The sequence below is a fragment of the Pinibacter aurantiacus genome, from assembly GCF_019130065.1.
Lineage (GTDB): Bacteria > Bacteroidota > Bacteroidia > Chitinophagales > Chitinophagaceae > Pinibacter > Pinibacter aurantiacus.
This window is the reverse complement of record NZ_JAHSPG010000005.1, coordinates 42,636-58,557: the sequence shown is the minus strand read 5'-3', so window position 1 is coordinate 58,557 and position 15,922 is coordinate 42,636. Positions and strand designations below refer to the sequence as shown.

The window sequence follows — 15,922 nt, the reverse complement described above, 5'->3', positions numbered from 1 at the left end:
GGTTTAATTTTCAAAAATTGTAAAGTGAAAAGAGCTGCCCTGCGCTAATTCCGAATCTACCCAAATATGCCCGCGGTGCATTTCAACAATCTTCTTGCAATGCGCCAATCCAATGCCCGACCCGTCATATTCTGAGCGGTTATGCAAACGCTGGAAAATAATAAATATTTTCTCCTGGTACTGCTTTTCTATACCTATTCCATTGTCGTTGACAGTAAACTGCCAGCTTCCGTGGTATTGTGCCGCCGATATATTTATTACAGGAGAAATACCAGCTTTCTTAAATTTGATAGAATTGCTGATAAGGTTCTGGAACAACAGTTTCAACTCTGTGGGGTACGCATTCACAACTGGCAAAGGGCCAACTTCGATAGCTGCTTGGTTCTCGCGGATTACATTTTGAAGATCTGCCATTACTTCGTTGATCATTACATTGCAATCTACTTTTACCAGTTCTTTTTCACGGCCCAGTCTTGAGTAATCCAGCAAATCCATGATGAGCGTTTTCATGCGGTCAGATGCCTGCGTAATGTAGTCAATGTATTTGTCTGCCTTTTCATCCAGCTTGCCATGATATTGTTTTCGCAGCAATGCCAGAAAACTGGAGGTTGTTCGCAGCGGTTCCTGCAAGTCGTGCGACGCTACGTAGGCAAACTGTTCGAGCTCGCGATTTTTACTTTTCAACTCCGAAGTACGTTGCGTAACTTTTTTCTCAAGTGTCGTATTCGCTTCCAGTATCGCATTTTCCAAACGCTTCTTTTCTGAAATATCACGAATGGCAATGGACAATAAAACGCCATCTTCAGTATCTATCGGGCGCATACTTATTTCCACAGGAAAACTTTCACCGCTCTTTCTACAACATATCAATTCAAGCGCATCGGCTTTTCCCTTTTTTAGTTCTGTAAAGAATTCGGCTGTAGCTGCGTTTCTATATTTCTCTGGAAAAAGGATAGCTGGCTTTTTGCCCAGCAGCTCCGTTTTTGTATAACCGAAAATATTCTCACATTGTTTGTTTACCAATTGAATCAGGTTGTCCTGCCCAATAATCACCATCGCGTCCGGGGCAGATTCGAGCAGCGACCTAAACTTTTGCTGCGCATGTTCCATATCCTGAATGCTTCGTTCCAGCTCATTGGCCATTGTATTAAAGTTGTTGGCAAGAATGCCAATCTCATCTTTAGAAAAAATCTGCGCCTTTCTCGTAAAATCGCCTTTGGCAAAAGCTTTCGCAGATTGTAATATCTCATTCAATCCTTTTTGTATACTTCTGCTCACTACGATTGCGAGTGCGAGGCCGGTAAGTTCCACCGTTAACGCAACGGCAAACAGCAGTTTCAGAATAAGATTTTCCAGCCACCTCGAACCTTCTCCCAGCTTGTATGAAAACATATCCTCATACGCGGTTACACTTGCTACAATGGGTTCTACCTGCGCCCACATATCATTCAATTTTGGTTGGGATGGAGTGCCTGATTTTATTTCCCTGCTTATATCTTCTGCGATGGGCGTTAATTTACTTGCCAGGCTGTCCGCAGTCTTCCATGCGGCAATGGCATCGCGCAAGTAACTAATGTTATTGAACCTTCGGAATAATTTTATCATTCCGTCTACATCTTCCGGATGATTTCTTCCTTTAATCAATCCACTCCACATTACCTGTTTGTCGGGATCGGCTTTTTCCATCTCCACCAGTGCACTATGATCTCCTAGCGGAACTTTCATAAACTTCACATATTCGTCATAGTAACGTTCGTCATGTGTGTGTACATATTTTTTGAGATTATAGATGGCATCCTTCTGCGCCTTGGACCAAAGGCCCTCGCCGCCAACGTATGCTCTTACAGAAGACAATGTATTTATGGAAAAAGTGAGAACGGCCAGCTCAACCGCAATTAATGCAGCCATGATACCTACGGTAAAATATAATTTCCTGGCAATTGATACGTTCCTGAACCAACGGATTAGTGAAAACTGTTTCATGGATTTATATGGATCGCCACAAAATAGTTTTTTTCTCAATAATAATTGAATAACTGAGTAACCGAATAATTGATTGAAATTATTTGATCATTTTGTTGACCTTCGGCGACCCTCAGTTATTCAGTCATTCAGTTACTCAATTATTATTAAACTTGATATTGCTCAAATCTTTAAAAAAATATTTCCACGCTATTGCAAAATTGAAAAATTCTGGATAAAATTGTTTTACAGCTAACCCCGTTTACGTACCCTAACCGTTTTCTAATGATTGACTTTTTGCAACCTCTTACCATGCTGGTGGTTGAAGATTCTCAGGCAGATTATGTGATCTTCTCTGAGTTTCTTTCTCTTTCCACCTTGTCAATCAAGACAGTTGTTCGGGCTACGTCTTTAAAGGAATGTATTGCACTTTTAGAAAAACAGGATTTCGAACCAGACGTGATTTTCCTGGATCTCAGTTTGCCCGATAGCCAGGGGCTGGACTCTTTCATACATATCAATCACAAAAAACAAAATGTTCCAATTATTGTGCTGTCGGGACTTGCTGATATAGATGTGGCAATTGCCGCTATTGCGGGAGGCGCGCAGGACTATTTGGTAAAGGGAGAGTTCGATGAAAATGTTTTGCAGAAAACAGCTCGCTATAGCATTGAAAGAAAAAAGATAGCGCAAAGGGTCGTTGAACGCAGTATCAATTCACAAAAGCTTATTGCAAAGGCAACCATCCAAACTCATGAGCAGGAAAGAAAGGAGATTGGCACGGAACTGCACGAAAATATCAACCAGGTGTTAGCCAGTGCGCAACTATGTTTAAACCTTGCGATGAATGAAGCAGAAAAAAGCAAGGACCTTTTGCAGAAAAGCGGCGAATATATTTCACAGGCCATTGCCGAAATCGGCAACCTTACGCAAACGCTCGTGCCAACAGCATTGTTTGACATCGGGCTAAAAGAAGCGCTCGACGAAATGATCATTAAAATATACAGGCGTCATGGCTTGCAAATAAAATTGACAACAAAAAATGTTGCATTCGAAAAACTTTCAAACAGCGAAAAGTTAACGACTTACAGAATTGTGCAGGAGCAATTGAACAATATTTTGAAACATTCGCGGGCAAACAAAGCAGAGATTGAACTGCGAACCTGCGGAAACAATTTCTACCTCACTATTAAGGACAACGGTATCGGCTTTAATCCCGCTAATAATTATCATGGGCAGGGATTCGAAAACATTATTACACGATTGCAAATGCATGAGGGCAGGCTTGACATTACCACTGCACCGCAACAAGGATATACATTGAACATAGAAATTCCCTTTGCTTAAAAATATATTCTCTGGATGTTTTGGATTTGGTTTGTATTTTTGTTTTTCACACGGATGTTTTTTGAAGGCCACAATGATTTTTCATTGTGGCTATTTTTTGAATGCAGCACCATCGGGCATCCCGTAGAGACGCGTTGAACGCGTCTCCCTTTACACCCCAGAAATATACCAATACAAAGGCATGATAGCCGCTTTTTTGTCGCATTGCGCGGGTGCTGCAGAGACGCATTCAATGCGTCTCTACGAACACGCTGATGTCTATTGGTTACCAGTAAAAAATGCAGCACGATATGCATCAACAAAAAATTGCTCAAAAAAGAAAAAGGTGTTTCAGCAAAACTGTGCTACATTTTTCAAAGCTGTTATTGCTTTCGGAAAACGAGTTACAGTTTTAACTGAAACACCTTTTAGATGTTTGAAACTACAATTGAAATTCGGGAATTCTGTTGCGCGGATGCGCGATGTAAGTAAAGCGAGTGGCTGGTGGTGATGATGTATGTAAAGATCAAGCTTGTTTTGCTTTGTTATCTTTTAATGAACCAGCTCAGTATTTTAAGAACCATTTTTTACGGCTGCTTTTTTGCCGCTTCTTGTATCAGTTTTCTCTTAGAGAAACTGATACATTTTATTCAACGGATCGGATAAATCGCAACATTTACTGTTGCCTCGCTCTGCTTATCTTACAGGCACCTGTGTTTGCAACGCAGCAAAATACTCTTTCAAAGTGATTTTACCGTTCATAAGTTCCATGTACAGAATGTCTGGATCAACTTGTGTAGTTTTCAATGTAGCTACCAGTTCTTTGTCGAATAATAATTCTTTAATAAATGACATAATATTTAAGTTTTGTTCAGTACTCAATACAGGAATCGAACCTATACATGAATGTTACTTCATTGTCCCCAGGACCAAAGAGTTAATATGCAATTTGGAAATCGTTAAGTCTTTTTTGCAGGCCGCAAGTCGCTGAATATTAGCGTAAGACAATCATCTAAAGAAATTCGCAAGCTTAAGAATTTTAAAAAAGGGGCCGGCTGTAGAAACAGCAGCCCTCTAACGATTGCTTGCCATATGAAAAAATCTTCAAAAATCTCTTTAATGTGGTGAAGTCATTTTTAGTGCTTCTCCTTTTTATCAAACTCTCTTTTTCTTTCTCTTCGTTTTCCGTTTGCTTTGTTTGATGATGTAAAAGTAGTGCGCGGGAAGTCATGTTTAAAACCAAGTTTTTTACGCTTTCATGACGCCAAATCTGGAGATTATTTTTCAAAACCCTTGCCAGCAGTGCATTTTAACAAAAAAAACGCATGAAGCCCAACGGTTTTTTCCGGCAATTTTTAGTTGATTATTGTTAGTTTTTTAGGCTTTTAACACAAATTTTTCGCCTCTTTTTCTAACTACCAGTAGCCGCAACGTACACTTATTTGCCTACTCCGTCTATTGGTTTGCGTTTATGATCTTTCAATTGCCTGAACTGGCTCGGCGTAAAGCCAGTTATTTTTTTGAATTGTGCGGATAAATGCGCAACGCTGCTGTAGCCCAATTTAAAGGCAATTTCACTTAAGCTCAATTCATTGTAAACAAGCAGTTCTTTTACCTTTTCTATTTTTTGCAGAATGAAGTACTGTTCAATCGTTGTGTTTTCTACAGAAGAAAAAAGGTTACTCAGGTAACCATAGTCGTGATGAAGTTTTGAGGAGAGATATTCTGAGAGCGTAACATTCATTTCATCCATATCCTTGTTTTGAATGAGAGAAATGATATGTTTTTTTATTTGTTCGATTACTCGTGCTTTCTTGTTGTTGATGATTTCAAATCCTTCCGCCTGCAGCGTTTCATCAAATGCTTTTAGCGCCTTTTCATTTGGCTCCTTCCTTAAAACAACTTTACCCAACTCTACATCTTCTACATCCAGCTTTAAACTTTCTGCAATGCTTCTTACGGCTTTGATGCACCTGGGGCAAACCATATTCTTGATGAATAATTCCATGCTGATAATTGAATAATTGGCTGAATGAACGTGGAGGAAAAATTAGAAATGCTGCATTTAGCCTCTGTTATAGCGCCGATTAATGATTTGGCAGGCTATTAACTAAATAAGAGATTTTAATTTGGTGATCATTCCAGGAAGAAATGATTCTTTAATAATCCACACAATAGAATAATCTATCCCAAAATAATCGTGAACTATCCGGTTTCTAAATCCTCTTATTCGATGCCAATCAATATCTAAATGTAAATCTTTAAAATCTTCAGGCAGCCTATTGGCAGCCTCTCCTATTATCTCAAAATTTCTTATTACGGCATCCACAGTTTTACTGTCAGAAACAAATTGCTCAAACGAAAGATTGTTTGTATAGGATAAAATTTTGTTCCCACTATCTACTATATCACTAATGAGCAATTCAGGAAGACGCTTAGACATAAACAATTTCGTCTTGTATTTGCGAAAAATATTTTTCTTTTATCCCTCTTTTTGAAACTACATCTACTTTCTTCTTTAGTTCTTTTTCAATTAAATCTGCCATGTCTATAAACTCTATTCCAATTGGCTCGCTAAAGTCAACAATAATATCAATGTCGCTTTTTAAATCTGAATAATCATTACGCACAACAGAACCAAAAAGTCCAATTGTGCTAACATGGTATTTGTTAACCAATATTGGCTTCAGCTTTTGTAATGAGTTTTGTATGTTAGTCAAATATGACATAAAGCAAATATACACAAAGGTTCCCTAATAACACAGCAGCAAGTGCTTTGGATGAAGATACCTTAGCACCAATCTTATTTCTTCATCCCCTCGAGCTGCTTTTGCATATTAAACATTTCATCACGCAGTCTCGCGGCTTCCATGAAGTCGAGATCGCGGGCAGCTTTTTCCATTTCCTTTTTAATTTTTGCAATGGCTTTTTCCATTTGCGGAATGGTTTTGTATTGCTCTTGTTCTTCAGCGGCAACCGGCACGAGGTCCTGGTCTCCCTGTATAGCATAAGGATCTTTGGGATCGTAGCCTTTAATGTCCAGCACAGATGTTTGTGCAAACACCTGCTCCTTGCTCTTTATGACTGTTCGCGGTGTAATACCGTGTTCAATATTATAAGCAATTTGTTTTTCCCGTCTGCGACTTGTTTCATCGATGGTGCGCTGCATACTTTCCGTCATCTTATCGGCATAAAAGATTACAAGTCCATCTACGTTTCTCGCTGCACGGCCAGCCGTTTGCGTAAGCGACTTTTCATTCCGCAGGAAGCCTTCTTTATCTGCATCGAGGATGGCCACCAACGACACCTCCGGCAGGTCAAGTCCCTCTCTCAACAAGTTCACGCCTACCAACACGTCAATTTCTCCAAGCCTCAATTGTCGCAAAATTTCAACACGCTCGAGTGTGTCTACTTCACTATGTATGTATTTCGATTTAATGTTGATGCGATGCAAATACTTATCCATCTCCTCTGCCATGCGCTTGGTAAGTGTTGTTACAAGCACACGATCGCCTTTTGTAACACGTTTATCTATTTCGTCGAGCAAGTCGTCAATCTGGTTCACGCTTGGCCTTATTTCAATAGGAGGATCTAGCAAACCGGTTGGCCTTACTACCTGTTCCACTACTATGCCCCCGGTTTGTTCCAATTCAAAATCACCGGGTGTAGCGGAAACAAATACTGTTTGGTTTAACATGTTTTCGAATTCATAAAAATTCAAAGGCCTGTTGTCGAGTGCAGATGGCAAACGGAAACCATAATCAACCAAGACCAGTTTTCTGCTTCTGTCACCACCATACATGCCACTTACTTGCGGTACGGTTTGGTGGCTCTCATCTATCACACACAGGAAATCCTTCGGGAAATAATCGAGCAAACAGAAGGGCCTTGTCCCCGGCTGGCGTCTGTCGAAAAATCTTGAATAGTTTTCTACACCATTACAGTAGCCAAGCTCACGCATCATCTCCATGTCGTAATTTACACGCTCGCTTAATCTCTGTGCTTCAATGAATTTTCCTACGCTTTTGAAATATTCAACCTGTGCGTTGCTTTCGTCCTGTATTTCATAAATGATCTGCTGCATCATGTCTTTCGGAGCGATGTATAGATTGGCGGGAAAGATGGCCGCGTTGTCAAGTTTCGCTATACGCTTGCTTGTGTTTACATCTATGCTTTCTATTTCTTCAATATCATCGCCAAAGAAAGTGATGCGGTAACCATAATCCACATACGGAAGATTGATGTCAATGGTATCTCCCTTTACACGGAAGCTTCCACGACCGAACTCTCCCTGGCTGCGCACGTATAAGGCGTTTACGAGTGAGTGGAGAAAGCCCTGGCGTGAAACGGTTTGTCCTTTGTGCAGTCTTACGATACCGTTCTCAAACTCTGTTGGGTTACCAATACCATAAATGCAGCTAACAGAGGCTACAACAATAATATCGCGTCTTCCGCTAAGCAGTTCTGCAGTGGCTTGCAGGCGCAACTTATCCAGCTCTTCATTAATGGAAAGATCTTTTTCTATATAGGTATCACTAACTGGCATATACGCTTCCGGCTGATAGTAATCATAGTAGGAAACGAAATACCCTACGGCGTTGTCCGGAAAGAACTGCTTGAATTCTCCGTACAATTGCGCCACCAATGTTTTATTATGAGTCAGGACCAGCGTGGGTTTTTGCACGTTTTGGATAACGTTGGCCATGGTAAATGTTTTACCGGAACCTGTTACCCCAAGTAGTGTTTGGTATCTTTCACCATCTAACAATCCCTGCGTAAGTTGTGCAATAGCACCCGGTTGATCGCCTGACGGCTGGTATGGTGCATGAAGTTTGAATGGCATCTTACGAAGTTAAGGAAAAGTCGTAAGTGGCAGGAGCCGTGGGGCAATTTGAAAATTTGAAAATGCTTTGAGTGCATCCTTTTGAATTTTAAATTAACTTTCCCTACTCCGGAAAGTAGATACTAAATGCGAAAGGATGCACATAAGGCATTTTCAAATTCCCATATTTTCAAATCCTCAAATTTTCCCTAATGCCCTATAACACGTTTGATATAACTTGAAAAGTCTACGATTATGCAATCATAGTCTTCATTCATGAGGTGTGAGGTTAATATAAAGTCTGCGGTTGATCTTGTTGTTGCGATGGGGATGTTCCATACACTTGCCAAACGCAAGAGTGCCTTAATGTCCGGGTCGTGCGGCTGTGCTTCCATTGGGTCCCAGAAAAATATCAACATGTCCAGGCTGCCTTCCGCTATAGCGGCGCCAATTTGCTGATCGCCACCAAGAGGACCGCTTAGAAATTTATTTACCGATTGGTCCAATGCGTTTTCAATCATGGTACCCGTGGTTCCTGTGCCATACAATCTATGTTTTGCAAGTATGGTTTTGTTGTGCAGCGCCCATTCAATCAATTCCTGTTTCTTGTTGTCATGTGCAACCAGTGCTATCCTTTTGCGGGCACCAAGTGTTCTAGTAGGCATATTTATCTCGTTTATACAATTAAGTTAAAAATCTACCGTTTCATCTTATGTTGTTACTTATCGGCATGGTGTTTGTTAACAGTTTATCCACAACCCATTAGATGAAATATTTACTGACCTTCATTATAGCAGCATTCTGTGCGGTTAACGGCTATGCTCAGGTCGAGCCTTTGCCTGTGCCACCCGCTGATTCTGCTATAACGACTAACCCCGAACTGATCTTGTCTGCGCCTCTTCTAAAAGATAACAATACCGTTATTTTACAATGGCAACCACAACTCAACGGCAAAGAAACAAGTTTTTATACAATTGAAAGAAGCAGCAATGGTTTAACATTCGAAACTGTTGCGATAAAAAAATCTGTTGCCAAACAAGATTATTACGAGTTCACAGATGAATCTCCGCTAACAGGCAGCAACTATTACAGAATAAAATATGTTGTTGCAGACACTGCACGTTACTCTTCCATTCAATCCATAAATGTCAAAGGAATTTTTGCCTGCAAGTTTTATCCAAATCCGGTCGACAATCTCCTTATCGTAAAATCCGACAAAAATATCATGCTGTATATCACAGACATGAATAGTAAGATTCGCATTACTAAATCGATTGCACAAGGAATTCAGTTCGTTGACGTATCAAATCTTGAAAAAGGTTATTATATCATAACCCTAATACAAAAGGATGATAATAAATGGATTACGGATAAATTAATCAAAAATTGACGAACTTTTCAATAGTATTTTTACTAATACCACTTTGTGGTATTGTGTATGTAATTAATAAACACTATTATTGCATTGGTTTTTCATAGGATATTGGATTTTAAAAACGGGGTTGAATGTCTATTCTGACCCCTTTTTTATTTTTATACCTTTCCATGGTTTAAAAAATATACTTCTCACCACGTCAAATCCACTTCATCTTAATATTTTTATCCCTGTTATTTATAAATCTATGCTTTCAAAGTTTTGCCTTGCTCTCCTATTGACAGGTTTTGTTTTCGTTGGTTGTCATTCCGGTCAAACAGAAAAAAAAGAAGAAGAAAAAAGTAAACTCGAAGAAAAAGAGTGGAAACCTTCAGATCCATACAAGAATTATAATAGTGATTTAGGTGCGAGAAAAGTTGTTACACTTTCAGATGGCACCATTGTTACGCTTGGATCTTCATCAACGATCAGTGTTCCCGAGACTTTCAATAAATCATCAAGGGAAATTGGCCTGATAGGCAACGCACTCATTGAAGTAGTGAAGGACAGCTCCAAACCTTTTATTATACATACAAGGCATTTGCAAAACACTGCAAGGGACGGCATCTATTGGATCATTGCGCCGGCCACGAGCGAAGGCGAAACCGTCGAAGTAATGAGAGGAACCTTGCATGCAAACAAAGCATACACTTCTCAATTTAACGAACCGGAAACCTTAAAAGCCGGTGAAATGGTAATGATCAATCACACCATTGATCTGATGGAAAAGGAAACTTTCGACACTACAGAAATCTCTAAATGGAAATCAAATATTCTCGTTTTTAACAACGCAACTGTTTCAGAATTTGCAAAGGAGCTTGAAAACTGGTTTGGTATTTCGGTAACCTTGAATGGAGATTTCTCAAAGCTGCCGCCTATTACCTATACATTTCGTGAAGCTACATTGCAACAGATCCTCGAAACGATCAGCAAGGGCTTTGATATCAAATATTCGCTGGAAGAGGAGCGTGTGGTGCTGAAGAAGTAAGCACACGATAAGTTAGCACACGGATGACACGGATTTACACGGATATATTTTTGAATGGGCAGTTTTTCCTGACAAGTCTGAATACCTGACAAACAACATACAATCTGAAATTATTGTCATATTTCATAAATACACGAAATGACCTCAAAAATCCGTGTAAATCCGTCTAATCCGTGTCATCTGTGTGCCAAAGAATCAGCGTCATCGGTGTGCTCCCTAATAAAAAATAATCCCGCCTGGAAAGGCGGGAACTTTTACTAACTAACCCATTATTCAAAAACTTATTATGCTGTTTGCATTTCTTTAATTTTTTCTCTGATCTTACCTTCAATCTCGTTGGCAAGCTCAGGGTTGTCTCTCAGCAACTGTTTCACTGCATCACGACCTTGTCCCAATTTATCTGTATTGTAGCTGAACCAGCTTCCGCTTTTATTAACGATTCCAAGTTCCACACCCATATCGATGATTTCACCCACTTTGGAAATACCTTCACCAAACACGATGTCGAATTCCGCTGCACGGAAAGGAGGAGCCACTTTGTTTTTTACCACTTTCACTTTTACGCGGTTACCGATCGCTTCATCGCCATCTTTAATTTGAGCGGCACGGCGGATATCCAAACGAACCGACGCATAGAATTTAAGCGCGTTACCACCGGTTGTTGTCTCAGGGTTACCGAACATCACACCGATCTTTTCACGCAGCTGGTTAATAAATATGCAAATGGTATTTGTTTTGGAAATGGTTGCTGTTAATTTTCTCAGCGCCTGGCTCATCAATCTCGCCTGAAGACCCATTTTGCTGTCTCCCATTTCACCTTCCAACTCGCCTTTTGGAACAAGAGCGGCAACAGAGTCAATCACCACAACATCCAACGCACCGGAAAGGATCAATCTATCGGCGATTTCAAGTGCCTGCTCACCATAATCCGGTTGAGATATCAATAAGTTGTCTACATCAACACCTAATTTCTGAGCATAAGAACTATCAAAAGCGTGCTCCGCATCGATGATTGCGCACATGCCGCCTTTTTTCTGAGCTTCAGCAATTATATGCGTAGCAACTGTTGTTTTACCGGAAGATTCTGGCCCGTAAATTTCAACGATACGGCCCTTTGGCAAACCGCCTATGCCCAGCGCCACATCAAGGCCAATTGAACCGGTAGAAATTACTTCCTGAGGTCCTGTAGCCTTTTCGTTCATCATCATCACAGATCCTTTTCCAAAATCCTTATCGATCTTCTCCATCGTAAGCTTCAGCGCCTTAAATTTTTCTGCATTTTCTGCGTTTGCCATATAATCTAGTATTTAGAGATCAAAATTATTGATTGGGTAAAGTTAGCACAAGATTTTTATTAACACTAATTTATTTAGTATTTTTTCGCTAAAATATTTGGTCACACTTTTATCAAAATCGGCCCAAAATGTATCAAAACCAATACTGTAAATACTTTCGGCCCTAACCTTTGCTAAAAACTTTTATAAATAAAAATGATATTAATCATTTCTTATTAAAAGAATCACCACCTCATAGCTCCTTGCATTTTAATACTTTAGCGGCGTCATTTCCTTATACTAATTTTTGCTCGGCCATCAACTTTACATACACATGTTTGTATTGTATTTACATAAATCCTGAAAAATTTCTGAAATGGGTCTTCATATTCTTGTTATAAATAGCGGAAGTTCATCTATTAAATTTTCACTTATCGAAGTTGACACCCACAAAACTGTTATCTCCGGCCTCGCCGAAAAGCTTGGTCTTGAAACAGCTGTTTTACATGCAAAACACAATGGCGAAACCCAAACCATTGAGCTTGAAAAGAACGACCACGAAACCGCCATGCAGGCGATCCTAAAAACGCTGCAGGAAAAAGGTCTCGGGAAGGAAATCAAAGCTGTTGGTCACCGGGTGGTGCATGGGGGAGAATATTTCTCTTCTTCTACGATCGTTACTCCTGAAGTGATAAAGGCAATCGAAAAATGCGTGCCTTATGCGCCCTTACACAACCCAGCGAACCTTATAGGAATTACCGGCGCTCTGCACGCCGTTCCCGAATTGCCGCAGGTAGCCGTTTTTGACACAGCTTTTCACCAAACACTACCACAACATGCTTATTTATATGCTGTTCCTACAGAGTGGTATAAAGAACATGGCGTACGCCGCTATGGATTTCACGGCATAAGCTACCGCTTTGTCACCCAGGAAGCAGCAAGTTCTCTGCAAATTCCGCTTGACAACAGCGCCTTTGTTTGCGCCCATTTAGGCAACGGAGCCAGTATAACGGCAATCCTCAATGGCAAAAGCGTGGACACTTCAATGGGCTTCACGCCCCTGGAGGGCCTGGTGATGGGAACCCGCTCCGGCGATATTGACCCGGCACTGATCGGTTACTTATCTGACGTATTGAAAAAAGAGGCGCATGAAATAGTCGATATGCTAAACAAAAAAAGTGGATTGCTTGGACTATCCGGACTAAGCAACGACATGCGTGAGCTGGAAGCCGCCGCTGCTAACGGCGATGAACGGGCAAAAACGGCTATTGAAATATTTGTTTTCCGCCTTGCAAAATATATCGCCGCCATGTCGGTTTCACTACCACGGGTAGACGCATTGATTTTTACCGGAGGTATAGGTGAAAATTCTGTCCTGTTAAGAAGAAAGGTGATCGAAAGATTGGCAGTACTTGGCTATTTTATTGATGAAGAAGCCAACGGCCGAACGATTCGCGGCAAAGCCGGCATTATTACCAACCAGCAAAGCAAAAAAGCAATAGTTATTAATACAAACGAAGAGTTGATGATTGCGATGGACACAGCGGCGCTGGTGAAGTCCTGATGATTAGCACACTGATGACACGGATTGGACTGATTTACACTGATCTTTTAATAAATGAATAATAGAATAATTGAAGTTCTAAGTCGAGTAGCAGAAAAAAAAATTGCTATTTGATCGGCAGAAAAAAATCCGTGTAAATCAGTCCAATCCGTGTCATCAGTGTGCCAAAGAAACCCAAACTTTAAAAACATTTTTCATGCGAACATATTATATAGCTCCGGTAGGCCCAAGTGCAGCACTTACTTCTGTTTCTTTAGGATTGGTAAGGGCATTGGAGCGCCTGGGCATTAAATCCGGATTTGTAAAGCCAATCGCCGATACATTACTATTGGGAAAAGATGCTGAGCGATCCGGCTACTTTGCGGAAATATTGTACAATATTCCTTTTACACATCCTCTAACCATTGAACATGTTGAAAGATTACTAAGTGAAGGCGGTAAGGAAAGCCTGATGGAAGAAATCGTTTCACTGTTTCAGCAATCTGCCGAAGGAAATGATGTAGTAATTGTAGAGGGCCTGGCCCAGGATTTCAATAAACCCGTACTTACTGCTCTCAATACGGACATTGCCCGCAACCTGCGAGCAAGCGTAATACTCGTGGTTTCTGCAGATCAAATGCAGGTGTCTTCTATAGCAGAGCAACTGGAGATTGCCGCACAGCAGTATAGCGCTGACAAAACAAATTTCGCGGGATTCGTAATCACCAAAGCAGATCCTTCATTGAATCTGAACAGCCTTATGCAAGAGCTCCAGGCGCACAGTAAAAGTATCAGATCCGGAAAATTGCCTTTGCTTGGTGTCATTCCGTTTGATAATACATTGCTTGCTCCGCGAATGCTCGACATTGCGAATCATCTTAAATGTAAAGTATTATCAGGCAATGCGGCATTGAGTACATCCCGGGTTACAAGGTCAATGGTTGTTTCGAGATCGGTGGAATACATTGTGGACCTGTTAAAACCGGGGGTTCTTGTTATTACTGCCGGAGATCGCGATGATGTATTGATGGCAACAACGCTTGCCGTTCTTCGCGGTGTGCCCATCGCAGGGATTTTGCTTACGAGCAATTTTGCCCCGAAAGAAGCTATCAGAAATTTATGTGCGCCAGCGCTTGCGCAAAATATTCCGGTGCTCATTACTGAATATAATTCTATTGATACGGTGAATATTTTAGGCAAACTGGATACGCATATTCCTATAGACGATATCGAAAGAATCACTAAGTTGGTCGATCACGTGGCAGAATATCTGAACATAGATTCTTTGAAAGAAAAAGTAGGAGAACTCACCGAAAAACGCATGCCACCCGCCGCTTTCCGCTACCAGCTTATACAAGCGGCGCGCAAAGCAGGTAAGAAAATTGTTTTACCTGAAGGGGAAGAGCCGCGCACGATCCAGGCGGCTGTCATTTGCCATGAAAAGTCTATTGCCAAATGTGTGTTGCTCGGCAAAAGGGAAAACGTGCTTGAAATAGCCAATGCGCAAGGAGTTCAATTACCGGCAGACCTCGAAATTATTGATCCGGACATTGTACGTGCAAAATATATCAATGGTTATGCTGAGCTAAGAAAAGAAAAAGGAGTAACTCCTCAGCAGGCTGAGGACCAATTGGGCGACAACGTTGTTCTCGGCACCATGATGGTAGTGATGAACGAGGTGGATGGCTTGGTTTCCGGAGCCATTCACACAACAGCTAATACAATCAGACCGGCATTGCAATTGATCAAAACGGCGCCGGGCACGAAGCTGGTTTCTTCCATCTTCTTCATGCTGATGCCTGACCAGGTATATGTTTACGGGGACTGCGCCGTGAATCCTGATCCGTCTGCTGACGAGTTAGCTGATATTGCTATTCAAAGTGCCGACTCTGCCAAAGCGTTCGGCCTGGATCCAAAAGTGGCGATGATCTCCTATTCTACAGGAACTTCAGGAACGGGTGCAGATGTTGAAAAGGTAAAGACTGCTACATTGATCGCGCAGGAAAAACGTCCGGACATTTTAATAGACGGACCATTGCAATACGATGCCGCAACTGTGGAAAGCGTTGGCAAACAAAAATCTCCGGACAGTCTTGTAGCTGGTCAGGCCAATGTGTTTGTTTTCCCTGATCTTAATACCGGAAATACAACCTATAAAGCCGTGCAAAGAAGCGCCAACGTGGTAAGTGTTGGCCCAATGTTACAAGGTCTTAAAAAGCCTGTAAACGACCTTTCCCGAGGTGCGTTAGTAGACGACATTGTGTACACCATAGCGCTGACGGCCATTCAGGCAACACAGTCGTAGGAGAGAGCACACGGATGACACGGATTGGGCTGATTTACACGGATTTTTTGCCAAACGTGGTGTCAGGCTGAGAACAGTCAAAATTTATAAGGGCTATGAAGTTTGACAATTCAAATTTCATAGCCCTTTTTCAATTAAGCACTTATTTAGATTGAATAGGGAGAAAATAATCAGCGGAAATCAGTCGAATCAGCGTCATCTGTGTGCCAATGGAAATATGGCGGCTGTACTGTGTTTGGCAAATCCAAAGAGCCAAGCAATGTACAACTGAGGTTGTTTTAAAGTTTA

The 15,922-nt window shown here is 41.1% G+C and carries 13 protein-coding genes; 5 read left to right on the top strand and 8 right to left on the bottom strand.

Annotated elements, in window-relative coordinates:
* Positions 1-3 precede the first annotated feature (3 nt).
* Positions 4-1,983 (bottom strand): PAS domain S-box protein, encoded by a 1,980-nt coding sequence (locus KTO63_RS09685; protein WP_217791063.1) that lies wholly within the window; start codon positions 1,981-1,983, stop codon positions 4-6.
* 264 nt (positions 1,984-2,247) lie between these two features.
* Here KTO63_RS09685 and KTO63_RS09680 point away from each other — a divergent pair, with 264 nt between their 5' ends.
* Positions 2,248-3,309, top strand: coding sequence for an ATP-binding response regulator (locus KTO63_RS09680; RefSeq protein WP_217791062.1), 1,062 nt, complete (start codon positions 2,248-2,250; stop codon positions 3,307-3,309).
* 675 nt (positions 3,310-3,984) lie between these two features.
* Here KTO63_RS09680 and KTO63_RS09675 read toward each other — a convergent pair.
* From KTO63_RS09675 to KTO63_RS09650, 6 genes are all read right to left on the bottom strand, one after another.
* Positions 3,985-4,143: a hypothetical protein gene (locus KTO63_RS09675; RefSeq protein ID WP_217791061.1), complete on the bottom strand. Its 159-nt coding sequence runs from the start codon at positions 4,141-4,143 to the stop codon at positions 3,985-3,987.
* 583 nt (positions 4,144-4,726) lie between these two features.
* A complete protein-coding gene (locus tag KTO63_RS09670) occupies positions 4,727-5,296 on the bottom strand; it encodes a helix-turn-helix domain-containing protein (RefSeq protein ID WP_217791060.1) in 570 nt (189 codons plus the stop codon).
* A 102-nt stretch (positions 5,297-5,398) separates the two neighbouring features.
* On the bottom strand, positions 5,399-5,731 hold the full coding sequence (locus tag KTO63_RS09665; protein WP_217791059.1) for a HepT-like ribonuclease domain-containing protein: 333 nt from the start codon (positions 5,729-5,731) through the stop codon (positions 5,399-5,401).
* A complete protein-coding gene (locus KTO63_RS09660; protein WP_217791058.1) occupies positions 5,724-6,017 on the bottom strand; it encodes a nucleotidyltransferase family protein in 294 nt (97 codons plus the stop codon). The genes KTO63_RS09665 and KTO63_RS09660 overlap by 8 nt, the downstream gene beginning before the upstream one ends.
* 74 nt (positions 6,018-6,091) lie before the next feature.
* Complete coding sequence (uvrB, locus tag KTO63_RS09655; RefSeq protein ID WP_217791057.1) at positions 6,092-8,131, bottom strand: excinuclease ABC subunit UvrB; 2,040 nt, start codon at positions 8,129-8,131, stop codon at positions 6,092-6,094.
* 188 nt (positions 8,132-8,319) lie between these two features.
* Positions 8,320-8,775 carry a methylglyoxal synthase gene (locus KTO63_RS09650; protein ID WP_217791056.1) on the bottom strand — a complete coding sequence of 152 codons (456 nt, stop codon included), beginning with the start codon at positions 8,773-8,775 and terminating at the stop codon, positions 8,320-8,322.
* 101 nt (positions 8,776-8,876) lie between these two features.
* Between KTO63_RS09650 and KTO63_RS09645 the strand changes: the two genes are divergently transcribed.
* Positions 8,877-9,500, top strand: a complete 624-nt coding sequence (locus tag KTO63_RS09645; protein WP_217791055.1) for a T9SS type A sorting domain-containing protein — start codon at positions 8,877-8,879, stop codon at positions 9,498-9,500.
* A 232-nt stretch (positions 9,501-9,732) separates the two neighbouring features.
* Complete coding sequence (locus KTO63_RS09640) at positions 9,733-10,512, top strand: FecR family protein (RefSeq protein WP_217791054.1); 780 nt, start codon at positions 9,733-9,735, stop codon at positions 10,510-10,512.
* A gap of 284 nt (positions 10,513-10,796) precedes the next feature.
* Here KTO63_RS09640 and recA read toward each other — a convergent pair whose 3' ends face one another.
* Entirely contained in the window at positions 10,797-11,807 is a 1,011-nt protein-coding gene (gene recA, locus KTO63_RS09635) for a recombinase RecA (protein ID WP_217791053.1), read from the bottom strand.
* A gap of 355 nt (positions 11,808-12,162) precedes the next feature.
* On the opposite strand from recA, the gene KTO63_RS09630 reads away from it, so the two are divergent.
* Positions 12,163-13,350, top strand: coding sequence for an acetate kinase (locus KTO63_RS09630; protein ID WP_217791052.1), 1,188 nt, complete (start codon positions 12,163-12,165; stop codon positions 13,348-13,350).
* 196 nt (positions 13,351-13,546) lie between these two features.
* Entirely contained in the window at positions 13,547-15,634 is a 2,088-nt protein-coding gene (gene pta, locus KTO63_RS09625; protein ID WP_217791051.1) for a phosphate acetyltransferase, read from the top strand.
* Positions 15,635-15,922: the final 288 nt, after the last annotated feature.